We start from the raw sequence: 23889 nt of genomic DNA on the forward strand, positions 1-23889 counted from the left end.
TTATTGATGTTGTTAGCTACATATAGCTAAACGTTTTTCTTTTTCTCTAGGAAAGTAGCTGCGAGAATAAGGCTGAGTCCTGCTAAGAAGAGTAGGTATGAACGTTGTTCATGATTTGTTTTTGGAAGTTGTCTTTGCGAAGCCTGGTCTTGTTTAGAGTTGGGAACACTAGTCAGAGTGTTTCGGATATCAGTTGGATGAATAGATTCTTCAACTAGGATGTTCCCGTTTTGAACCATTCTTCCTGAGACGATGGGCTCAACTTTTTCATAGGAATCTGGACTTCTGGTTCCGACTTCTGGTTCCGACTGGTAGACAATGGCAAAGGTTCCTAACTCTTGTGCCAGGAATTCAATCATGCCCTCTCGTAGTGTAAATGCTAATGGTCGGAGTTCTTGATTAGGAGTCAAGACATAGACTTGCTTCACTTCTTTTGATAGTGGAAGTCGTACCAGTACACTTCCTTTTACTGGAACTGGATTCCCTTCTTTATCCTTGAGTTGAAGGTTGAAAGCATCGTAGGTTTTGCCAAAGAGTCCTTGGTCAAGGACCTTTTGAATCTCTAAATGACTGTCACTACCAATCTCATTTTCTCCACTAATGACCTCTACCTGGCTTGTTTGGTCTTTCAGTACTCGAAGGACATATTCAGGTAGAGAGTGGATAGCCGCCTCCTGTCCAGCAGTGCCGATTGGCTCTGTGTACTCAGGAAGGGTCACCACAGGTGGTTCTTGGTCTCCCAAACTTGTCACAATAGCAGGTAAGAGAGAGACGACCGGACTAGTGATGGTCTTTCCTCGAATGGCATAGGCTGAGATAATCTGAGTTTGTTTTTGATGAGCAGTTTCTGGGATCGGCAATTCAACTTGCTGGTCCTTAATCGCTAACACTCGATTTCCATCTGATAGGATGACGTGCTGCTCGTCCGTTTTTTTGAGGAAAATAGGATCTTTTTCCCCAGGGAAATGAAGGGCAATAGCATCCCACTCCCCAGACGGAAGTGTGAGTGTAATGGTCTGATCGCCTGCTTTTATTGGGGCCAGGCTTGGGGTATCCAGGGATACTGTTGACGGCTTCAGGATGTCAAATGAATCCAGGGAAATCATCTTTCTGTCATCAGGAGAGTTAGGATCTACTGTCAAGTTGAGGATATGATTTCCATTGCTTAAGTTTGTATACTCGCCAATCAACACATTCTTTTCATAGTCAGCACTTGAGTAGAAGTCCAAACTTGGCATTTCTTTTCCATCTATGGTGACTAAGGCTTTTCCATAGTCAGAAGATTTTAAGCCGTAAATACGAATACCTGTACCAGTGAAAGGAATGGTTGCTTTGGCCTCTGAATACTGAGATGGATCCACGTTTTGGAGAGTCGCGTATTTTTCTGTCGTTTGATATAAGCCTGATTCATTCCAGTCCTTGAACAAGGAGCCATAGTGGATACGAGAATCTCTGTCATCCATCTTTTCAACAGTCGCCCCTTGACCCGGATAGATTTTAAAGTAATCTATGGAAATTTTTGAGCGTTCATTCCCTCGGTTCAAGTGTTCCTTCTTCACGGTTAGAGTCAGGAGATGCTCTCCATCAGGAAGTCCTGTATACCGACCGATTAGAGCACTTTTTTCCGTCTCTCCCGATATGTGGAAATCCAGGTCTCCTACTTTCTTGCCATCGATTTGAACTTCCGCTAGGCCTAATTCAGATGATTTGAGGCCATAGATTTCAATTCCTCGTCCATTAAAAGTAATCCTAGCAGTGGCATCGTTGTCAGAATAGCTATCGACAGTTAGGTCAGCATATTTTTCAGTTCCTGCAAATAGGTCAGCGTCTTCCCAGTTATGGAAGGCAGGACCGTATTGAACACGAGGATCTCTGTCATCCATCAATTCGACAACTGGTTGGATTGACGCAGATTCGGATGCTTGCCTTGAGTGCTCCCCAATCATGGCTCTAACAGAATAGCTATAGCTATGGAGAGAATCGATGGAGCGATCGATGAAATGAGTGACATTGGTTAGGAATTCCTTGATAGAAGGAGCGTCACTGCTTTCATCTTTGCTTTCTCGACTGATGACATAGTGGGTCGCATCTGTAACCGGATTGAAATCGAGTTCAGCTGTTACAGCATCTTTTCTCACAGCAGATAGGCGAGTGATCCGCTCTGGTAACTTTTCAAAGGTGATCCGATCCCCTTTTTGAGTGGCAATCTGAATCCGATTGCCCTTCAGAAGAGTTGGCTTGATTTCTTTCCCGTTAATCTTGACAATACTCGATTCGATGTATGGATAATCGACCACTAAATCTCCACCTGCATGGGAAAGGAAAGCTAATGTCTCAAGATTTTTTTCTTTCCATTTCATGCTGACTTCAAAGTTGCCACGGGCCACGAGACCTGAGACTTGACCGTCTTTCCAAGCATCTGGAAGGGCTGGTAATGGGGCAATATAGCCTGTGTGAGACTGAAGGAGCATTTCTGCCATCCCACTGGTTGCACCAAAGTTCCCATCGATTTGGAAAGGCGCATGGGTATCCCAGAGGTTTTCTAGAGTTGAAGATTTTAGCTGTTCTGCCAATAAACGATGAGCGCGGTTTCCGTCTAAGAGACGAGCCCAGAGGTTAATTTTATTAGCCTTGGACCAACCTGTACCGCCATCTCCACGATGGTTCAAAGTTGCGCGTGCGGCCTCCAGATATTCAGGCTGGTCCTTATCAAATAGAGTACCTGGGAAGAGTCCAACTAGATGGGAAACGTGGCGGTGATGGTTTTCAATGCCTTCGTTGGTGAATTGAGGACTGTCTTCCTCGTACCATTCCTTGATACGGCCGTCTTGGTTGATGTGGAGTGGTTTGAGCTTGTCAAATTTAGCCTTCACTTCTGTCACCAAATCTTGGTCGACATTGAGGTGATTGGCTGCCTCCATATAGTCGTGGAAGAGTTGCCAAACTAGAGATTGGTCGAAAGTATTTCCGATCGTGATAGTACCATGCTCTGGCGAGTAAGACGGAGAAGAAACCCAACGGTCACTAGCCTTGTCGTAGTGCAAGAAGGAATTCCAGAACTTGGTTGTTTCCTTGAGCATTGGGTAAATCTTTTCTTTGAGATAAGCCTCATCCTTGGTGAATTTATAGTAGTCATAGACATTCTGCATCATCCAAGCATTGGCAGCAGGAGACCAACCCCAATAATAATTCCAACCAGGAGTAGTCCATCCAAATGGTGTCGCCTGAGTATGAACCAGCCATCCATTTTCCTGACCTTCTTTGGATTCGATACCGGCATATTCTTTAGCAGCAATACGGCCATAGTAACGCATGTCATCGATATAATTGATCATTGGCTTAGCCGTTTCTGCAAGATTACTCATGTAGGCAGGCCAATAGTTCATTTGTAGGTTGACATTGAGGTGGTAATCAGCGTTCCAAGGTGGATTATCTACAGCATTCCAGACTCCCTGCAAGTTGGCAGGAAGGGCATCTGTCCGGTTACGAGAAGAACTGATCAGTAGGTAACGTCCGTATTGGAAGAAGAGTTCTTCTAGTTCTTGCCCTTTTGTAAGATCATAGGTTTGGAGAGCTTCTTTTGTCGTTTGGCTAGACTTATTACCACCAAGATTTAGTTGGACACGGTTGAAAAGACTTTGGTAGTCCTCGATGTGGTCATGTTTCAGAGTTTCATAATCTTTGGCTTTAGCAGCCTCGACGATCGATTTGACAGTAACTTCTACATCAATATCTTTGCGGTAATTGGTTTTTGGATTTTGAGCATAATTAGTCTTGGCACTGAGTAAAAGGGTCGCATAGCTGGCTCCAGTGACAGTCAAATAGCCATCTTGGGCAGTGACTTGTCCGTCTGTCTTGATTCCAAGATAGGAGGCAAATTGAAGGCCATTGTCTTTGACAGTCCCCTTGAGGAAGATACCATTTGAATCGGTCGTGACTGTCCCTTGTTTATACTTCGAATATTCCCAAGAGTAGTCACCATTCGCAAGTAAATCCTCTGTCAAGCTATTCCAAAGGGTAAAATCGAGGGTCTTATCCCCTTTTTTACTCAAATGGGTCACAGTAACATCATCTGGATAGCTAGAGAAGGTTTCGCGTTTAAAGGTGGTTCCATCCTGGCTATAAGAAGTAGTCGTGATAGCTTCTGTAATATCTAAGTCACGGTGATAGTTGGTAACGTTCTCCAAACCTTTCTTTTGGTTGTTAAAGACCATAAAGATATCACCGAAAGATAAGTAGCGTCCGTATTGAGCGTTGTTTGGTCCTACTAGATTTTCTTCGGCTAACTGTTTCGCTTTTTGGCGGTCTCCAGCTTCAAGGGCCTTACGGATTTCTGCTAAGACTTTGTAGCGATCTTGGTAGTTTCCTCCGTTGTAGTCGGTGCTATCCGGTTGTGGTCCACCAGACCAAAGAGTTTTTTCGTTGTATTGAATTCTTTCCTCGCCGATGAGTCCGAAAACCTTAGCGCCCATTTCTCCATTTCCGACTGGGAGAGCTTGTTTTTCCCACCCATCATAGGTAGCAGCAGCAGGTTGATTGTAGCTTAAATGATAATCTGTTTGTTTGGTCACGGGAGTCTCAACTTTCATAGTTTCCCTTTCTTCATTTGGCTCAATCGAAGTAGTCGAAGTGGCTGTATGCTTGCTTTGAACTTCTGTATCAGGTGACGAGCTTTTTTCTTCAGAAATAGGAGCGATATACGGATTTTCTGGTTTGGCTTCTCCGGTTCCATCAGTCGGGCTCTCTATGGCTGGGGCAGCTTCAAGGTGGTTGCTTTCGTTTTGGCTTCCAACAATACTATCAGCACCTACCTGGTGTGAGCCGAGAAAAATGGCTCCTAATAAAACAGAAGCCGTACCAACAGTTAGTTTGCGGATACTATAACGACAGGATTTTTCCAAAAATCTTTGGTCCATAGAACTCTCCTCTAATTTTTTGAGACCGCTTACATTTTCAGTTAAAGACAGTCCCTTCATATTTATTTCTATCATACCCAATTTAATAGGGAAACAGGAAAATGTCAATAGCTTTTAGGTAAGATGCATATTTGAGAGTGTTATTTCTTGAAATAGTAGAGAAATAAGAGATAAATTAGCTATTATTTTGGGCTGAAAACAGTTTTCATTTTCGGATATCGTAAAAAAAAACAGTTGAGTCCATTCTTAACTGTCTGCGGAGTACTTTATTTTTGATGTCTTTTTGCATAGTCGACAAAGTGAAACTTGTCTAATTTGTGTCGACTTTCGGTGAACTGGAATTGTCGTCCGTCTGCTAGGTGAACTTGGGAACGGACCGTCACCACGTGTTGGTCTTTTCCAAGATCCAATAAGATTTTGTCGCGATTATCGATTGGTGAAATCAAGATTGTTAAGATATTTAAAAAAGAAAACGGCTCTTCGTTTTCTTTTTTTGTCAGAGAGAATAGGAGCAATCAAGAGCGACTGGAAGGGCCTGTACTAATACAATAGGTTGAAATTGAAAAACAGTTTATTTTCTAAAAAATCATTAAAATCCTTTTATTCATAAGGAATCATGGTATAATAAAACCATAAAACGTTTTCAAGAGAGAAGGACAAGACATGGAAAATGAAACAGTTGACTATGGAAAAGTAACAGGAATGGTACACTCTACGGAAAGCTTCGGTGCAGTGGATGGACCAGGGATCCGTTTTATTGTCTTTCTTCAAGGCTGTCAAATGCGGTGTCAGTATTGCCATAACCCGGATACTTGGGCTATGGAAACCAACATGTCTAGAGAACGAACAGTGGATGATGTATTGGAAGAAGCTCTCCGCTATCGTGGATTCTGGGGTCAAAAAGGTGGGATCACGGTCAGTGGTGGAGAAGCCCTCTTACAGATAGACTTTTTGATTGCCCTATTCACCAAGGCTCAAGAGTTGGGCATTCACTGCACGCTCGATACCTGTGCTCTGCCTTTCCGCAATACCCCTCGTTACCTGGAAAAATTTGATAAATTAATGGCAGTGACAGACTTGGTGCTTCTGGATATCAAGGAAATTAACGATGAACGGCACAGATTTGTAACCAGTCAAACGAACAAGAATATTTTAGCCTGTGCCAAGTATTTGTCTGATATTGGAAAACCCGTCTGGATTCGTCACGTTTTGGTCCCTGGGCTTACAGACCGAGATGATGATTTGATCGAACTTGGGAAATTTGTTAAAACCCTTAAAAATGTCGATAAATTTGAGATTTTGCCTTACCATACCATGGGTGAGTTCAAATGGCGGGAATTGGGCATTCCTTACAAGTTGGAGGGTGTGAAACCACCGACAAAAGAACGGGTCCAAAATGCGAAGGACTTGATGGAAACTGAAAGTTACCAAGATTACTTGAAACGGGTTAAAGGATAAAATAGATCGAGACAGTTGGTCCTTCCAGCTGTCTTTTTCTGATGAAAAGCATCACTATTCCCTTTCTTTAAACGGAAAAACGTGCTAAAATAGAGTGAATATACAAATGAAAATGAAGAGGTAGAAACATGTCAAAAATTCTCGTTTTTGGTCACCAAAATCCTGACTCAGATGCCATCGGCTCATCTGTAGCTTTTGCTTATCTTGCAAAAGAAGCTTATGGTTTGGATACAGAAGCAGTGGCTCTTGGAACTCCAAATGAAGAAACAGCTTTCGTGTTGGACTATTTTGGTGTGGAAGCACCACGCGTCATCACATCAGCCAAAGCAGAAGGTGCAGAGCAAGTCATCTTGACGGACCACAATGAATTCCAACAATCTGTTTCAGATATCGCTGAAGTAGAAGTATATGGTGTGGTGGATCACCACCGTGTGGCTAACTTTGAAACTGCCAGCCCACTTTACATGCGTTTGGAACCAGTTGGATCAGCATCTTCTATCGTGTACCGCATGTTCAAAGAACACGGTGTAGAAGTGCCAAAAGAAATCGCTGGTTTGATGCTTTCAGGTTTGATCTCAGATACCCTCCTTTTGAAATCTCCAACAACACACCCATCTGATAAAGTGATTGCGCCTGAATTGGCAGAATTGGCTGGTGTCAACTTGGAAGAATACGGTCTTGCCATGCTCAAGGCTGGTACCAACTTGGCAAGCAAATCAGCAGAAGAGTTGATTGATATCGATGCTAAGACCTTTGAACTCAACGGAAATAATGTCCGTGTGGCTCAAGTCAATACAGTTGATATCGCTGAAGTTTTGGAACGCCAAGCTGAAATCGAAGCAGCCATCCAAGCCGCAAATGCAGCTAACGGCTACTCTGACTTTGTCTTGATGATTACAGACATCGTCAACTCAAACTCAGAAATTTTGGCTCTTGGTGCTAATATGGACAAGGTAGAAGCAGCCTTCAACTTCAAACTTGAAAACAACCACGCTTTCCTTCCAGGTGCCGTTTCACGTAAGAAACAAGTGGTTCCTCAATTGACTGAAAGCTTTAATGCTTAATGATAGATGGGGATACCCATTGTTAAAAAGGAGTTTTGGCTCCTTTTTTTCTAGGAGAGAAATATGCTAGAAAATGGTGATTTAATCTTTGTGAAAGATGATTCGGATATAGGGCAAGCCATCCAGGCATCAACTGGCAACTATAGCCATGTGGCTATCTTTTTGGACGGACAGGTCTATCATGCTAGGGTGGAAGGTGGCGTTCTTTCCCAGTCACCCGAAGATTTCTTTGAAGCTGGAAAAGTCTATGACCTTTATCGCTATACGGCGATTGATTACGAAGAAGTCAAAAAGCGAGCAGAGAGCCTTTTAGGAGCTCCCTACAATGCGTCCTTTTATCCAGATGGAAAAGGTTTCTATTGTTCCCAGTTCATCGCTGAACTACTCCCTGTTTTTGAGACCATTCCCATGAAGTTTGGAGATGAGGAAGAGGAGATTAGTCCGTTCTGGCTGGATTACTACAAGGACCTTGGCTTAGCCGTTCCTCTAGATCAGCCCGGAACCAACCCGAGTCAGTTAGCCCAGTCTCCCCGTCTACAGTTTAAAGAAAGGTATTTGGATGATTCAGATCATTAATCCCACACGTTTGACACGTCAGCCATTTTTCAAGGACTTGATCAACTATCTGGACCAGCAGGATGATGTGATCCTGCGGCAAATCAAGGCCCAATTTCCAGATCAACCAGTGGATAAGCTGATGGAGGAGTATATCAAAGAGGGCTTCATCCTTCGAGAAAATAAACGCTACACTCTCAATTTGCCTTTCTTAGAGTCAGCTGATCGAGTTGAACTGGATCAAGAGGTCTTTGTTCGAGAGGACAGTGCAGTTTATCAAGAATTAAAAGCCAAGGTCTTCCAAACAGAACTTCGCAACACGACTAATGCAGCAATTCTCATAGAGGAGACTGACTTCGAACGACATGCACAGACTCTTTCCAATTACTTCTACAAGGTGAAACACCAATATCCTTTGACGGAGGAGCAAGAGAAACTCTATGCTATTTTGGGCGATGTGAATCCCGAGTATGCTCTCAAGTATATGACCAGCTTTTTGCTCAAGTTCCTCAAAAAAGAAGAAGTCCAACAAAAGCGCAGAGACATCTTTGTTGATAGTTTAGAAGTCTTAGGCTATATCCGCAAAAATGATGAAGGAAAATATGAATTAGCAGTGGACTTGGATAAGGAAAGACTGATGTTTATCAAACAATAAAAAAGGCTAGGAATTTTCCTAGCCTTCTTTCGTTTGATTATAGGTAACGTTCAGCGATGGCGGCATCGCCTGGATATTCTTCTTTTACGCCATTGACGATTTGGTAGCAGTCAGCTCCTTTTCCGGCGATAATGACGGCATCTTCAGGCTTGCTAGTCATTGCCATAGCCACTTGAATGGCTTGTTCGCGATCTGCGATTTTTTCGACAGGTCGCGTGATATAACTACTAATCTCTTCAGCGATAGCCAAAGGATCTTCATAGTTGGGATCATCCGCTGTGAGGAAGACTTGAATCTCAGGATGGTCTTCTAAGAGTAAGCCAAAGTCTTTGCGACGGCTTTCTCCCTTATTACCGGTTGATCCAAGGACCAGTGAAATGGTCCCCGTTTGATGGGTTTCAACTACTGAGAGCAGCTTTTTCAAGCTATCTCCATTATGGGCGTAGTCGATGAAGACCTTGGCTCCATTTTTCTGAGTCAAGACTTCCATTCGGCCAGGAACGCGCGTCTTGGCAATTCCTTTTTGGATATCCTCGAGACTCGCTCCTAAACGAAGGCAGGCAAGACCTGCAGCCACAGCATTTTCTTGGTTGAAGTGACCGATGAGCTGGGTATCATAATCTCCCGCCAGCTTGCCAGTGACAGAAAAGCTAAAGGCTTTTGAGTTCTGGACTTGGTTGCTTGATTGACTACCGTAGAAGTCGTGGTCTTGCTCAGCGACTTGTTCCGCAAGAATCTCAAAATGATCCATATCGCTATTGACGACAACAGCACGGCTATTTTCCATCAAAAGACGTTTGTGGTAGAAATAGTCTTCGAAGGTTGGATGCTCAATTGGTCCAATATGGTCAGGGCTGATGTTGAGGAAGACACCGACATCAAAGGTCAGACCGTAAACCCGTTTCACCAAATAAGCTTGGCTAGAAACTTCCATAATCAGGTGGGTCCGATCGTTGGCAACTGCCTGGGCCATCATTTCAAAAAGATCAATGCTTTCTGGAGTGGTCAAGGTTGATTTGAAGAAGGTCTTGCCATCCAAGGTTGTATTCATAGTGGATAGCATGGCTGGACGGTGTCCTTGCTCAAGAATCTTGTAGGCATAGTAAGCAGAAGTCGTTTTTCCCTTGGTCCCTGTAAAGGCTAAGAGTTTTAGCTGGCGCTCAGGGTGGCCATAGAATTCCATGGCAATCAAGCTCATAGCCTGTTTGATATCCGTAACAATAATGGCTGGGATGCTGACCTCAAAGTCTTGCTCAGCGACATACCACTGGAGACCTTGCTCGATCGCTTGCTCCAAAAATTCCTTCTTGAAATTTGCTCCCTTGACAAAAAAGAGGGTCTCAGCGTTGACCTTTCGACTATCGTAGCTAATTTGATGAAAAGAAACACCACTTGCTGAATAGTGGTATTCTCCGTCTTGTAGGATCTCACGAAAGTTGTGATCCTCTTTTAAAATGTTTAGTACAGTTTCTATCTTTATCATAATCCTATTTTAAACTGAAAGACCTTATTTTACAAGTGTAAAGGAAAAGTTTATAATGAAAGAAGACTATAAAGCAGAGGAAACATATGAGTAACGAAACAAGTAATCAACAGGCCCAGATGCTTCGAGGTACAGTCTGGTTAACAGCCAGTAATTTCATTAGTCGTCTCTTAGGAGCGGCCTATATCATCCCTTGGTATATCTGGATGGGCAAGCATGGCGCAGAGGCAAACGGTCTCTTTACCATGGGCTACAATATCTACGCTTGGTTTTTGCTGATTTCAACAGCAGGCGTCCCGGTAGCAGTCGCTAAGCAGGTGGCCAAGTACAATACCAAGGGGCAAGAAGAACATAGTTTTGCCATGATTCGTGGCTTCCTTAAGTTCATGTCTTTATTGGGCTTAGTTTTTGCCATTATCATGTATGTGCTTTCTCCAGTCTTTGCAAACCTATCAGGAGGTGGGAAAGACCTAATCCCTGTCATGCAGAGCTTGTCTTGGGCAGTCTTGATTTTCCCTTCCATGAGTGTCATTCGTGGCTTCTTCCAAGGGCATAACAATCTGAAACCTTATGCTATCAGTCAAATTGCTGAGCAAGTGATTCGGGTTATCTGGATGCTCTTGACAGCCTACTTCATTATGAAGGTCGGCTCAGGTGATTACGTTGAAGCTGTGACCCAGTCCACTTTTGCAGCCTTTATTGGGATGGGAGCAAGTCTCCTAGTCCTCGTCTATTACCTCTGGAAAACAGGGCTTCTACAGCACATTATCCATCGCCCAGAGTCTGATAGCCAGATTGATACCAAGGCTCTCTTGTGGGATACCATTCGTGAAGCAATTCCGTTCATTGTGACAGGATCAGCCATTCAACTCTTCCAAATCATCGACCAGATGACCTATAGCAATGTCATGTCTTGGTTCACCAACTTCACTCGTTCAGAGCTTTTGGTTCAGTTCAGCTACTTTTCAGCGAATCCGAACAAGATCACCATGATTTTAATTGCAGTTGCGACATCGATCGGTGGGGTGGGAATCCCTCTCCTAACAGAGAACTATGTCAAGGGTGATTTCCGGGCTGCAGGTAAGCTGGTTCAAGATAATTTGACCATGCTAGTAGCCTTCTTGCTTCCAGCGACGATTGGAGCAGTAGCCATTGCAGAGCCTCTCTATACGGTCTTTTACGGGAAACCAGATTCCCTGGCTTTGGGACTCTTTATCCTAGCCATGCTACAGACGATTATTTTAGGTTTGTATACGGTTCTCTCTCCAATGATCCAGGCTCTTTTCCAAAATCGGAAGGCAATTCTTTACTTTGGCTATGGAGTATTGGTAAAACTGATTCTCCAAGTACCGTTCATTTATGTCTTTAAAGCCTATGGTCCTCTTCTTTCTACTACAATTGGTCTCATGATTCCGATTGTTCTTATGTACAAGGAAATTCATCAGGTGACTCATTTCAATCGCAAGACAGTCTTCAAACGAAGCTTATTGACAGCCATTCTCACCTTGATCATGCTCTTGGTGGTCCTAGTTGCAGGCTTTATCCTTGGCTTGGTCATCAAACCAAATGGTCGAGTGACAAGCATGATTTATGTATCTCTGATTGGTGGTGTGGGAATCGTCGTATACGGTGGCCTCGGTCTTCGTCTTCGTTTCTTAGATCGCTTCATTGGTAGCAAGGCAGCTAGTCTTCGAAATAAATTTCATATTTCATAACCAGTAGAGGTTGGGGCTATCCCACCTCTTTTTTTCATTATAGTTTGAAGCTATATCTAGCTCTTGAAAAAGGAAAAACCGAATCATCTAAAGAAGTGATACAATAGAGACAATTGAATTTACGTCAATTGGAGGTTTGTATGAGTCACAAAAAGAATATTAACACCATCCTAGCTCAAGCGGGGATCAAGTCGGATCCAGCAACAGGGGCTTTGATTACTCCGCTTCATTTTTCAACCACTTACCAGCATCCAGAGTTTGGTCAATCTACTGGTTTTGACTATATCCGTACCAAGAATCCGACGCGGGTAAACGCTGAAAAGACCTTGGCAGCTATTGAGAGTGCAGAACATGCCTTGGTGACGAGCTCAGGTATGTCTGCCATTGTCTTAGCTTTTAGTATTTTTCCAGTTGGCAGTAAGGTCTTGGCAGTAAGAGATCTTTATGGAGGCTCTTTCCGTTGGTTTAACCAAATGGAACAAGAAGGACGCTTTTTCTTTACCTATGCAAATTCTGAAGAAGAATTGGTAGAGGGATTGAAGGGAGAGGTGGATATTCTCTATATTGAAACGCCTACTAACCCACTCATGCTGGAGTTTGACATCCAGAAATTAGCTAAACTCGCTCATGAAAAAGGGGCAAAAGTGATTGTAGACAATACCTTCTATAGCCCTATCTACCAACGTCCAATTGAAGAAGGAGCAGACATCGTCCTCCACTCAGCGACCAAGTATCTAGCAGGTCATAATGACGTTTTGGCTGGGGTTGTAGTGACTGATGATGAAGGCCTTTATGAGCAACTCTTTTATAACTTAAACACAACTGGAGCTGTTCTCTCTCCTTTTGACAGCTACCAATTGATCCGTGGTTTAAAAACCTTAGCCCTTCGTATGGAGCGCTCCACAGAAAATGCGAAGAAGGTAGTGGAATTCTTGAAGGGGCATCCAGCTGTTAAGGAAGTCTTGTATACTGGCAAGGGAGGCATGGTTTCCTTTAAAGTAAGCCACCAAGAAAAGATTCCAACCATTTTGAACCACTTGCAAGTCTTTACCTTTGCAGAAAGCTTAGGTGGAGTGGAGAGTTTGATTACCTACCCAACTACACAGACCCACGCAGATATTCCTGCAGAGGTTCGTCATTCCTATGGGTTAACGGATGACTTGCTTCGCCTTTCCATCGGAATTGAAGATGCACGGGATTTGATTGAGGATTTAGAACAAGCATTGGCTAGATAGGAGTCCATCATGGGAAAAGAACAATTTTTGACTGTCCCTAATCGTTTGGGGCATCATACTAGCAAGTGGAAGGAGTCAGAGCAAGATCCAGAGCTTCTTCCTGCTTGGATTGCAGATATGGATTTTGAATCCTTGCCTGCGGTTCGACAAGCCATTCGAGATTACGCAGATCAATTGGTCTACGGATACACCTATCCTAGTGAAGAGCTTTACCGAGCTGTTCAGGAGTGGGAAAAGTCAGAGCATGGATATGTGTTTGAGAAGGAAGCCATTGTCTTTATGGAAGGTGTGGTTCCGTCTATTTCAACGGCTATTCAGGCTTTCACTAAGGAAGGCGAGGCTGTTCTCATCAATACGCCAGTCTATCCACCCTTTGCCCGTAGTGTCCGCCTCAATCAACGCAAATTAGTGACTAATTCCTTAGTAGAAGTGGATGGACTCTTCCAAATTGATTTTGAGCAATTGGAAAAAGACTTTGTGGAGCACCAAGTCAAGCTCTACATCCTGTGCAATCCTCATAATCCAGGCGGTCGCGTTTGGGAACGAGAAGTCCTAGAAAAGATTGGTCGCCTCTGTCAAAAATATGGGGTCTTGCTTGTTTCCGATGAAATTCACCAAGATTTGGTATTGTTTGGCCACCAGCACGTTTCTTTTAATACGATTGATCCAAGCTTTAAGGAGTTCACCCTTGTCTTATCGAGTGCGACCAAAACCTTCAACATCGCAGGGACAAAAAATTCCTATGCCATCATCGAAAATGATGCACTAAGGAAATCCTTCCAAGCTCGACAGTTGCGAAACAATCAACATGAGATTTCTGCCCTTGGCTTTATCGCCACCGAAGTAGCCTATCAGAATGGAAAAGGCTGGTTAGAGGACTTAAAGGAAGTCTTGGAAGAAAATATCAACTACACTGTAGAAGTTTTGCGTGAGCAGACAGACATTGGTGTGATGAAACCGCAAGGGACCTATCTACTCTGGCTTGATTTTTCTGCCTACGGTTTGTCAGAGGAAGAACTCCATGCTCGACTTCATGACCAGGCTAAGGTCATCCTTAATAAAGGGACAGACTTTGGAGTAGAAGGGAAGCAACATGCCCGTTTGAATGTGGCAGCTCCGAAAACCCTAGTCCAAGAGATTGTCGATCGGATTGTAACAAATTTTCCTAAAAAAGGTTGATTTTAAGGGTTGACTTTTCTATAGGGGAGGAGTATACTCAAGGGGAATAACGGTAGGTGAGGCTACCACAAGGATACGGATGACTACCGCAAAGCAGTGGAGACACTACTCGTTGGTCAACAGTCCTGATCGCAAAGGTCAAGACTAAGCTCATTTCATTGCCTTGCGGAGCTAAAGCTTGGACGGTCTATTTTTTGAGAATTTTCATTAAAAAATAAACGACGAGTTTAATGAGTCCTACCTGTAAAAGGGGAGGGCTCTTTTCTTATGCTTAAGAAGCCTCCCAACCTATCAAGTAGAAAAGGAGAGCACTATGATACAAATCGACGATCATCCCGAACCGCACATAGCCAGCCAATCGCTGATTTGTGTCATCGGGACTCTATAAGCGTTTGGCTCCTGATTTAAAAGGAGATTCCAATGCAAACAACAAAAGAAAGACTCATTGCTGCATTGCAAGATGCAGAAATAAGAACCATAGCAACCTATCAATCTAGCTGGTCTGGTTTGACGGAAGACCAAGTAGAGGAAAACCGGGATAGCTATGGAGAAAATGTCCTCACAAAGGGGCAAGATGATTCTATCTGGAAACGGATTGTTGAATCCATCATCAATCCCTTCACAGTCATCTTACTGCTCATTGCCCTTGTTTCTCTGGTGACCAATGTTTGGTTAGCCAAACCAGGTGAGGAAGATCCAACGACCTCTCTCATCATTGTCGTCCTCGTTCTTCTCTCTGGAGGGATTCGCTTTATTCAAGAATTGCGAAGTGACAAGGCTGCTAGCAACCTTTCTCGCATGATTGTCAATACTGCAACAGTGATTCGAGAAGGCAAAGAAGAAGAAATTCCCATTGATGAGATCGTTGTGGGAGACCTGATCAAATTGAGTGCAGGTGACATGATCCCAGCAGATGTGGTCTTGTTAGATTCTCGAGACTTCTTCGTTCAACAGTCTGGTTTGACTGGAGAGAGCGATGCTGTCGAAAAAGTCTGCTTGAAAAAAGCGACTGGCCAAAATCTGGATAGTCTTTTGGAGAGTGAAAGTCTAGCTTTCATGGGGACCAACGTCATCTCAGGTCGAGCAACAGCCTTGGTCTTGGTCGTTGGGGATGAAACCATGATGGGAGCGATTGAGCAAACCATCAATACTTATGATGAACCAACCTCTTTTGAACGAGAAATGAACACCATCTCTTGGTTGTTGATCCGACTCATGATGGTTATGGTACCCATCGTCTTCTTTATCAATGGTTTGACAGATGGGGATTGGCTAGAAGCAGGGGTCTTTGCCCTCAGTGTAGGGGTGGGCTTGACTCCGGAAATGCTCCCAATGATTATCACAGCTAGCCTGGCCAAGGGGTCCATTATCATGGCCAAAGAAAAGGTGGTCATCAAAAAGCTCAACGCTATTCAAGATCTAGGCGCTATTGATATCCTCTGTACGGACAAGACAGGAACCTTGACCCAAGATGAGATCGTACTCGAATACCCCCTCGACATTCGTGGGGACTTGGATTTGTCCGTCCTTCGTCGGGCCTATCTCAACTCTTACTTCCAAACCGGCCTCAAAAACTTAATGGACCGCGCCATTATCAGTCGGACAGAAAGAGAGGCTAAGAAACATGAGATTGTCAGAGGCTTGGACCAAAGCTTCCAAAAAATTGATGAATTGCCTTTTGACTTTGAACGCCGGCGGATGAGTGTCATTGTCAAAGATGAGGGGGGAATCGTGAGCATGGTCACCAAGGGAGCCTTGGAAGAAATGCTAGCAGTCTCTAACTATGTAGAATACAAGGATGAGATTATCCCCCTAACAGACCAAGTGCGGGAAGACGTCTTGGCAGAGGTGGCTCAGCTGAATGAACAAGGTTTGCGCGTGCTAGGGGTTAGTTACAAATCAAATCTTGAGGAAGGCTATGCCTTTGAAGTGGCAGATGAAGCAGACATGATCTTGACGGGCTACCTAGCCTTCTTAGATCCACCAAAACCATCTGCAGCACCAGCCATCAATACCCTTGCGGAATACGGAGTTGCTACTAAAATCCTTACGGGTGATAATGAGAAAGTGACCCAAGCGGTTTGTGAAAAGGTGGGACTGGATGTTGACCGCATTTTGCTGGGTAGCGATATCGACAGTCTCTCTGATTCAGACTTGGCCCAAGCAGTAGAAATCACCACCGTTTTTGCAAAATTATCTCCAGATCAAAAAGCACGCATTATCTTGCAACTCAAAGCAAATGGCCACAAGGTCGGCTATATGGGAGATGGGATCAACGATGCTCCTTCTATGAAAGTGGCAGATGTGGGGATTTCGGTTGATACAGCTGTCGATATTGCCAAAGAAACAGCAGATGTTATCCTTCTGGATAAAGACTTGATGGTCCTCGAAAAAGGCTTGGTAGAAGGCCGCAAAGTTTATGCCAACATGACCAAGTACATCAAGATGACTGTTTCTTCGAATTTCGGAAATATCTTCTCTCTTCTCTTTGCTAGTATTTTCCTTCCTTTTCTTCCAATGGCCCCTATCCATCTCATCGTTTTGAACTTGGTTTATGACCTTTCCTGTATCGCCTTGCCTTTCGACCGGGTTGATAAGGACTTCTTGAAGAAACCTCGGATTTGGGAAGCAAAATCCATTACCCGCTTTATGGCTTGGTTTGGTCCTATTTCCTCTGTCTTTGACATCTTGACCTTTATCGCTCTCTACTTTATTATCGTACCCATGATTACAGGCTATGGCTATGTCCATGGAGCAGACAGTGCGGGACTCTTCATCATGCTCTTTCAAACCGGCTGGTTCATTGAGTCCATGTGGTCCCAAACTATGGTCATCTATATGCTCCGCTCTCCAAAATTGCCCTTTGTTCAAAGTCGGCCAGCCCTTGCAGTCATGGCAACGACCCTATTGGGAGCCCTCTTTGTGACCTTCCTACCATATGGCCCACTGGCTTCCTTATTGAAAGTAGCGCCACTAAATAGTCTTTACTTCCTATTACTAGCGGGAATTCTCTTCCTTTATATGGCAAGTGTCACCCTGGTCAAACACTATTATATTGGCAAGTACAAGGAGTGGCTATAAGCTAGTCATTAAAATAAGAAAAGAAAAGGTTTGCATATTTGTAGGCCTTTTTCTTCCTTTTTGATATAATAAGATGAATATAGAGAAAGAAGGAACCACAATGGGAAAACTTGAAGTTATTAAACATCCACTGATTCAGCATAAATTGTCTATTTTGCGTCGGACTGATACCTCTACAAAGGCTTTTCGTGAATTAGTAGATGAAATTGCTATGTTGATGGGATACGAAGTTTTGCGCGAGCTTCCTCTTGAAGATGTAGAAATCGAAACACCCATTACAAAAACAGTTCAAAAACAGATTGCTGGTAAAAAACTAGCGATTGTTCCAATCCTTCGTGCAGGGATCGGGATGGTAGACGGACTCTTGAGTTTGGTACCCGCTGCTAAAGTTGGTCACATCGGAATGTACCGCGATGAAGAAACCTTGAAACCAGTTGAATACTTGGTGAAATTGCCAGAAGATATCGACCAACGTCAAATCTTTGTGGTAGATCCAATGTTGGCGACTGGGGGATCTGCAATCCTAGCGGTAGATTCATTAAAGAAACGTGGTGCAAGCCATATTAAATTTGTCTGCTTGGTTGCAGCACCAGAAGGAGTGGAAGCTCTTCAAACAGCTCATCCAGATGTCGAAATCTTTGCTGCAGCCTTGGATGAACGCCTCAACGAAAACGGCTATATCGTTCCAGGTTTAGGTGATGCTGGGGACCGTTTGTTTGGTACCAAATAAGCACATTTCCAATCCATCTTTAGGAAAGCAAAAATTTGACCTTTGTTGACCAATGGGATATAATAGCTTTTATAAAGAATGGAAGGAGAGCTAGCCTCTCGAATCAACCGGATGAAACTCGTGAGATGGTGCCGGTTATAATGGATAAAAGGAGATGAATGAATGATTCCAGTAGTAATTGAACAAACTAGTCGTGGCGAACGCTCATACGACATTTACTCACGCCTCTTAAAAGACCGTATTATCATGGTGACAGGACCGGTAGAAGACCAAATGGCCAATTCTATTATTGCCCAATTGCTCTTCTTGGATGCCCAAGATAATACTAAAGATATCTATATGTATATCAATACGCCAGGAGGCTCTGTCTCTGCAGGTTTGGCAATCGTCGATACTATGAACTTTATCAAATCAGACGTCCAAACCATTGTCATGGGGATGGCCGCTTCAATGGGGACTGTGATTGCATCAAGCGGTGCCAAAGGCAAACGCTTCATGTTGCCAAATGCTGAGTACATGATTCACCAACCAATGGGTGGTACTGGTGGCGGTACTCAACAAACGGATATGGCCATTGCAGCAGAACACCTCTTGAAAACACGTCACAGATTGGAAAAAATCTTGGCAGAAAATTCAGGTCAAACCATCAAGAAAATCCACGCTGATGCGGAACGGGATAATTGGATGACTGCAGAAGAAACCTTAGCTTATGGTTTCATCGATGAAATCATGGCCAACAACAATCTCGGATAAGAAATCTTAACTATCCAGCCCTCTCCTTTGACAGGAGAGGGTTTTTAGGATACTCTTTACTTTCTAGAAAAAGATAGTATTTTTACCTGAAATTTGCTATACTTGTAACAGAAGCAGAAAGGGATTGTGTATGTTTGAGAAGCAAGCTAGAACAGGCTTAATTGTAAAATTGTATTATAATCGAGATGCAAAGAAATTAAAGGAAATTGGGGATGTGATCTATCATTCCAAAAAAATGCGCTATGTACAGGTCTATGTCGATAGTCCTCAAGTCCTTGAAATCGTGCAGCAATTAAAAAAAGAACGCTTTGTAAAGAAGGTTCAAATATGTCATATCCAAGAATTGGATCGTGATTTTGTAGGAAGTTTGCATCGTCAACAGGATGAAACACAAGTAGAAAACGCAATCATTTAAAGGATTGTGTTTTTTATATTGACAATTGTCAGATAATTCGGTATATTCTTAATATGTATTTATTTTAAGATTATTTAAGGAGATTATTACAAATGAAGAAAAAATTTGCTCTTTCATTTTTAACAATTGCAAGTGTCGCTCTTCTTGCGGCCTGTGGTGAAGTTTCAACTTCAGGTTCAAACACAACTGGTAACGAAATCGGCAAAGAACTAAAAATCGGTTTTAACTTTGAAAAAACTGGTGAAGTAGCAGCATATGGTAGTGCTGAACAAAAAGGTGCTCAATTAGCCGTTGATGAAATCAATGCTAATGGTGGAGCTGATGGTAAGAAGATTGTTGTCACAGACAAAGATAACAAATCTGAAACAGCTGAAGCAGCTACAATCACTACAAACCTTGTCACTCAATCAAAAGTGAACGCTCTTGTAGGGCCTGCTACTTCAGGTGCCACTGCCGCAGCTGTTGCGAATGCTGGTAAAGCAGGTGTTCCATTGGTAACACCATCAGCAACACAAGATAATTTGACAAAAGGTCAAGATTACCTTTTCCGTGCAACCTTCATCGATAGCTTCCAAGGACAAATCATTGCTAAATATACAACGGATAACTTGAAAGCGAAGAAAGTTGTTCTTTACTACGATAATTCATCTGACTATGCGAAAGGGATTGCTGAAGCCTTTAAGAAATCTTATAAAGGTGAAATCGTAGCAACAGAAACTTTCCAATCTAAGGATACAGACTTCCAAGCTGCTCTTACAAAAATCAAAGACAAAGACTTCGATGCGATTGTCCTTCCAGGGTACTACACTGAAACTGGTAAAATCGTAAACCAAGCACGTGGTATGGGAATCAAACAACCAATCATTGGTGGTGATGGATTTAGCGATGCTAAATTCGTTGAACAAGCAACACCTGCTGCAGCTACAGACATCTACTACGTAGCTGGATTCTCTACTGAAGGTGAAATGACTGATAAAGCCAAGAAATTCGTAGAAGCTTATAAAGCAAAATACAACGAAGAACCTTCAATGTTTGCAGCTTTGGCGTATGATTCAGTTTACATGGTTGCAGAAGCATCTAAAGGTGCTAAGAACTCTGTCGAATTGAAAGACAACCTTGCGAAGTTGAAAGACTTGGAAGGTGTTACTGGTACAATGTCTATTGACAAAGACCATAATCCGGTTAAATCTGCACTTATGATTGGCTTAAAAGATGGTAAAGTTGAGTCAGTTGAGTCGGTTAAACCTTAATTATCATTTGTTGTTTGTACAAGAGGCTGGGAGAATGAAAATTCCTGGCCTCGCTCTTTATTATTAGAAAGGATGGTTCAAATGCTCCAGCAATTAGTGAACGGTCTAATCTTGGGAAGTGTCTATGCACTCTTGGCCCTTGGTTATACTATGGTGTATGGAATTATCAAATTGATCAACTTTGCCCATGGGGATATCTACATGGTAGGTGCCTTTATGGGATATTTCTTATTGAACTCATTGAAGGTTAACTTCTTTGTAGCCTTGCTTCTGGCTATGGTCGGGACAGCTATTTTAGGGGTTGTGATTGAATACCTAGCTTATCGTCCGCTTCGCCATTCAACTCGGATTGCAGCCTTGATTACAGCCATTGGGGTTTCCTTCTTGCTCGAATACGGGATGGTCTTCTTTGTAGGGGCCAATACCCGTTCCTTCCCACAAGTCATTGAAACTGTTCGTTACAATTTTGGTCCCATTTCGATCTCTAACATTCAGTTGATGATTTTAGGAGTGTCTATTTTCTTGATGGTCGCTCTTCAATTTATTATCCAAAAGACAAAGATGGGGAAAGCCATGCGGGCCGTTTCTGTCGATAGCGATGCCGCTCAATTGATGGGGATTAACGTAAACCGGACCATCAGCTTTACCTTTGCTTTGGGATCAGCCTTAGCTGGTGCTGGTGGGGTTTTGATCGGTTTGTATTACAACTCAATCGAACCTTTGATGGGGATGACACCAGGGATCAAAGCCTTTGTCGCAGCCGTTCTTGGTGGAATCGGAATCATTCCAGGCGCGGCCCTAGGTGGCTTTGTCATCGGTTTATTGGAAACCTTCGCCACAGCGATTGGCCTTTCAGACTTCCGTGATGCCATTGTGTATGCCATCTTGATTGTGATCTTGCTCATCCGTCCAGCAGGTATCCTAGGTAAAAATGTGAAAGAGAAGGTGTAAGCCATGAAACAAAATCTAAAAGTGAATTTAGTCTGGCTTGGTCTTTTGGTCGCAGGTTTTGCCTTGATCCAAGTCTTAGTAGCAGCGGGTGTGCTCAACCTCTTTTATATCCAAATTTTGGAACAAATTGGGATTAATATCATTCTTGCAGTTGGCTTGAACCTCATCGTTGGTTTTTCAGGTCAATTCTCACTCGGTCATGCAGGATTTATGGCGATTGGTGCCTATTCTGCAGCCATTCTCGGTTCTAAATCACCAACCTACGGGGCTTTCTTTGGCGCGATGGTTTTAGGTGCTTTGATCGCAGGTGCTGTGGCCTTGATTGTTGGGGTTCCAACCCTTCGTTTGAAAGGGGACTACCTCGCGATTGCGACACTTGGGGTTTCTGAAATCATCCGGATCTTGATCGTCAATGGGGGTACTCTAACAAATGGTGCCGCTGGTATCCTTGGTTTGCCAGCCTTTACAACCTGGCAATTGGTTTACCTTTTTGTCGTGATTACAACCATCTTTACCATTAACTTCTTACGCAGTCCAATTGGACGCTCTACCCTTTCTGTTCGTGAAGATGAAATCGCAGCAGAATCTGTTGGGATTAATACGACCAAAGTCAAAGTCATTGCATTTGTATTTGGTGCGATCACAGCGGCGATTGCTGGATCTCTCCAAGCTGGCTTTATCGGCTCTGTTGTTCCTAAAGACTACTCTTTCACCAATACTATTAATGTCTTGATCATTGTCGTGTTTGGTGGTTTGGGATCAATGTCAGGAACAGTTGTGGCAGCTATCGTCTTGGGGATCTTGAACATGGTGCTTCAAGACTTCTCAAGTGTACGTATGATCATTTACTCATTGGCTTTGATTCTCGTGATGATCTTCCGTCCAGGTGGTCTTCTTGGAACATGGGAATTCAGCTTGAAAAAACTACTCTCAAAAAAGGAGGCTAACTAATGGCACTTCTTGAAGTAAAAAATTTAACAAAAAACTTTGGTGGTTTGACAGCCGTTGGGGATGTGACCATGGAACTCAATGAAGGGGAATTGGTTGGGTTGATCGGGCCCAACGGTGCCGGTAAAACAACCCTCTTCAACCTCTTAACAGGAGTGTATGAACCAAGTGAAGGGACCATTACCTTAGATGGTCACCTATTAAATGGTAAAGCACCTTATAAAATCGCTGCAGGTGGTCTGGGACGGACTTTCCAAAACATTCGTCTCTTTAAAGATTTGAGCGTTTTGGACAATGTCTTGATTGCCTTTGCCAACCACCACAAACCACATGTCTTTGCGAGTCTTTTTCGCTTGCCAAGCTATTACAAGAATGAAGAAGCTTTGAAAGCAAAAGCCCTTGAATTGTTAGCCATTTTCGGTTTGGAAAAAGAAGCAGATACCTTGGCGAAAAACTTGGCTTACGGACAACAACGTCACTTGGAGATCGTTCGTGCCCTTGCGACAGAGCCAAAGATTCTCTTCTTGGATGAGCCTGCTGCAGGGATGAACCCTCAAGAAACAGCAGAATTGACCCAATTGATCCGTCGCATTCAAAAAGAATTTAATATTACGATCATGCTGATCGAGCACGATATGAGCTTGGTCATGGAAGTAACGGAACGGATTTATGTATTGGAATATGGTCGATTGATTGCTCATGGAACGCCAGATGAAATCAAGAGTAACAAACGCGTAATCGAAGCATATCTAGGAGGTGAAGCCTAATGTCTATGTTAAAAGTTGAAAATCTTTCTGTACACTATGGCATGATCCAGGCTGTCCGTGATGTCAGTTTCGAGGTAAATGAAGGAGAAGTTGTTTCTCTTATCGGTGCTAACGGTGCTGGGAAAACATCTATTCTTCGTACCATTTCAGGTTTGGTGCGTCCAAGTGCTGGGAAAATTGAGTTTTTGGGTCAGGAGATTCAAAAGGTTCCAGCTCAAAAGATTGTAGCAGCAGGACTCTCTCAAGTTCCAGAAGGTCGCCACGTCTTTCCAGGCTTGACCGTTATGGAAAACTTGGAAATGGGAGCTTTCTTGAAGAAAGACCGAGAAGAAAACCAAGCTAACTTGAAGAAGGTCTTCTCCCGTTTCCCACGTTTGGAAGAACGGAAGAACCAAGATGCAGCCACCCTATCTGGTGGGGAGCAACAAATGCTTGCAATGGGTCGTGCCCTCATGTCGACGCCAAAACTTTTGCTCCTGGATGAACCTTCTATGGGATTGGCCCCAATCTTTATCCAAGAAATCTTTGATATCATCCAAGATATCCAAAAACAAGGAACAACTGTTCTCTTGATTGAACAAAATGCCAACAAGGCCCTTGCCATCGCAGACCGCGGTTATGTTCTCGAAACAGGGAAAGTCGTTCTTACCGGAACAGGAAAAGAACTCTTAGCCTCAGAAGAAGTCCGCAAGGCCTACCTTGGTGGATAAGATTTTTAAAGTTTGTTTGAAAGG

Annotated in this window: 18 protein-coding genes, 1 pseudogene and 1 riboswitch; of the genes and pseudogenes, 16 read left to right on the forward strand and 3 right to left on the reverse strand. The window is 43.3% G+C overall.

Annotated elements, in window-relative coordinates; translation table 11 throughout:
- Nucleotides 1-26 precede the first annotated feature (26 nt).
- Together I2C87_RS00930 and I2C87_RS00935 are read right to left on the reverse strand one after the other, a co-directional pair.
- Entirely contained in the window at nt 27-4916 is a 4890-nt protein-coding gene (locus I2C87_RS00930) for a glycosyl hydrolase family 95 catalytic domain-containing protein (protein ID WP_195323688.1), read from the reverse strand.
- A gap of 266 nt (nt 4917-5182) precedes the next feature.
- A pseudogene (locus I2C87_RS00935) lies at nt 5183-5365 on the reverse strand (UTRA domain-containing protein); the annotation flags it as partial.
- Between the two features lie 214 nt (nt 5366-5579).
- Here I2C87_RS00935 and pflA point away from each other — a divergent pair.
- From pflA to I2C87_RS00955, 4 genes are all read left to right on the forward strand, one after another.
- Entirely contained in the window at nt 5580-6374 is a 795-nt protein-coding gene (gene pflA, locus I2C87_RS00940; protein ID WP_048689741.1) for a pyruvate formate-lyase-activating protein, read from the forward strand.
- A gap of 128 nt (nt 6375-6502) precedes the next feature.
- Complete coding sequence (locus tag I2C87_RS00945; protein WP_048715372.1) at nt 6503-7438, forward strand: manganese-dependent inorganic pyrophosphatase; 936 nt, start codon at nt 6503-6505, stop codon at nt 7436-7438.
- A 63-nt stretch (nt 7439-7501) separates the two neighbouring features.
- Entirely contained in the window at nt 7502-8014 is a 513-nt protein-coding gene (locus I2C87_RS00950) for a YiiX/YebB-like N1pC/P60 family cysteine hydrolase (RefSeq protein WP_195323689.1), read from the forward strand.
- Nucleotides 7998-8648, forward strand: a complete 651-nt coding sequence (locus tag I2C87_RS00955) for a DUF1803 domain-containing protein (RefSeq protein ID WP_195323690.1) — start codon at nt 7998-8000, stop codon at nt 8646-8648. Before I2C87_RS00950 ends, I2C87_RS00955 begins: the two co-directional genes overlap by 17 nt.
- 37 nt (nt 8649-8685) lie before the next feature.
- On the opposite strand, the gene I2C87_RS00960 is transcribed toward I2C87_RS00955, so the two are convergent.
- The gene (locus I2C87_RS00960) at nt 8686-10131 is read right to left on the reverse strand and encodes a UDP-N-acetylmuramoyl-L-alanyl-D-glutamate--L-lysine ligase (protein ID WP_195323691.1); all 1446 of its coding nucleotides are present in this window, start codon (nt 10129-10131) and stop codon (nt 8686-8688) included.
- An 86-nt stretch (nt 10132-10217) separates the two neighbouring features.
- Here I2C87_RS00960 and I2C87_RS00965 point away from each other — a divergent pair, with 86 nt between their 5' ends.
- From I2C87_RS00965 to I2C87_RS01020, 12 genes are all read left to right on the forward strand, one after another.
- Entirely contained in the window at nt 10218-11846 is a 1629-nt protein-coding gene (locus I2C87_RS00965; RefSeq protein ID WP_129822373.1) for a putative polysaccharide biosynthesis protein, read from the forward strand.
- 140 nt (nt 11847-11986) lie between these two features.
- A complete protein-coding gene (locus I2C87_RS00970; RefSeq protein ID WP_048689723.1) occupies nt 11987-13081 on the forward strand; it encodes a cystathionine gamma-synthase in 1095 nt (364 codons plus the stop codon).
- A 9-nt stretch (nt 13082-13090) separates the two neighbouring features.
- Nucleotides 13091-14260, forward strand: coding sequence for a MalY/PatB family protein (locus tag I2C87_RS00975; protein ID WP_195323692.1), 1170 nt, complete (start codon nt 13091-13093; stop codon nt 14258-14260).
- A gap of 41 nt (nt 14261-14301) precedes the next feature.
- Nucleotides 14302-14456, forward strand: a riboswitch (M-box (ykoK) riboswitch).
- Between the two features lie 224 nt (nt 14457-14680).
- Nucleotides 14681-17341 carry a magnesium-translocating P-type ATPase gene (gene mgtA, locus I2C87_RS00980; RefSeq protein WP_195323693.1) on the forward strand — a complete coding sequence of 887 codons (2661 nt, stop codon included), beginning with the start codon at nt 14681-14683 and terminating at the stop codon, nt 17339-17341.
- Between the two features lie 100 nt (nt 17342-17441).
- A complete protein-coding gene (gene upp / locus I2C87_RS00985) occupies nt 17442-18071 on the forward strand; it encodes a uracil phosphoribosyltransferase (protein ID WP_048689715.1) in 630 nt (209 codons plus the stop codon).
- 162 nt (nt 18072-18233) lie between these two features.
- Nucleotides 18234-18824 (forward strand): ATP-dependent Clp protease proteolytic subunit, encoded by a 591-nt coding sequence (locus I2C87_RS00990; protein WP_023024046.1) that lies wholly within the window; start codon nt 18234-18236, stop codon nt 18822-18824.
- Between the two features lie 130 nt (nt 18825-18954).
- Nucleotides 18955-19239 carry a DUF2129 domain-containing protein gene (locus tag I2C87_RS00995; protein ID WP_195323694.1) on the forward strand — a complete coding sequence of 95 codons (285 nt, stop codon included), beginning with the start codon at nt 18955-18957 and terminating at the stop codon, nt 19237-19239.
- 92 nt (nt 19240-19331) lie between these two features.
- Complete coding sequence (locus I2C87_RS01000; protein ID WP_006595827.1) at nt 19332-20489, forward strand: ABC transporter substrate-binding protein; 1158 nt, start codon at nt 19332-19334, stop codon at nt 20487-20489.
- 81 nt (nt 20490-20570) lie between these two features.
- Nucleotides 20571-21440, forward strand: coding sequence for a branched-chain amino acid ABC transporter permease (locus I2C87_RS01005; RefSeq protein ID WP_009731472.1), 870 nt, complete (start codon nt 20571-20573; stop codon nt 21438-21440).
- A 3-nt stretch (nt 21441-21443) separates the two neighbouring features.
- Nucleotides 21444-22391 carry a branched-chain amino acid ABC transporter permease gene (locus I2C87_RS01010; protein WP_048715359.1) on the forward strand — a complete coding sequence of 316 codons (948 nt, stop codon included), beginning with the start codon at nt 21444-21446 and terminating at the stop codon, nt 22389-22391.
- Nucleotides 22391-23155 carry an ABC transporter ATP-binding protein gene (locus I2C87_RS01015; protein ID WP_156676914.1) on the forward strand — a complete coding sequence of 255 codons (765 nt, stop codon included), beginning with the start codon at nt 22391-22393 and terminating at the stop codon, nt 23153-23155. Before I2C87_RS01010 ends, I2C87_RS01015 begins: the two co-directional genes overlap by 1 nt.
- Nucleotides 23155-23865, forward strand: a complete 711-nt coding sequence (locus I2C87_RS01020; protein WP_003005434.1) for an ABC transporter ATP-binding protein — start codon at nt 23155-23157, stop codon at nt 23863-23865. Before I2C87_RS01015 ends, I2C87_RS01020 begins: the two co-directional genes overlap by 1 nt.
- Nucleotides 23866-23889: the final 24 nt, after the last annotated feature.

This window comes from Streptococcus sp. 1001283B150225_161107_H12 (assembly GCF_015552665.1).
Classification (GTDB): Bacteria; Bacillota; Bacilli; order Lactobacillales; family Streptococcaceae; genus Streptococcus.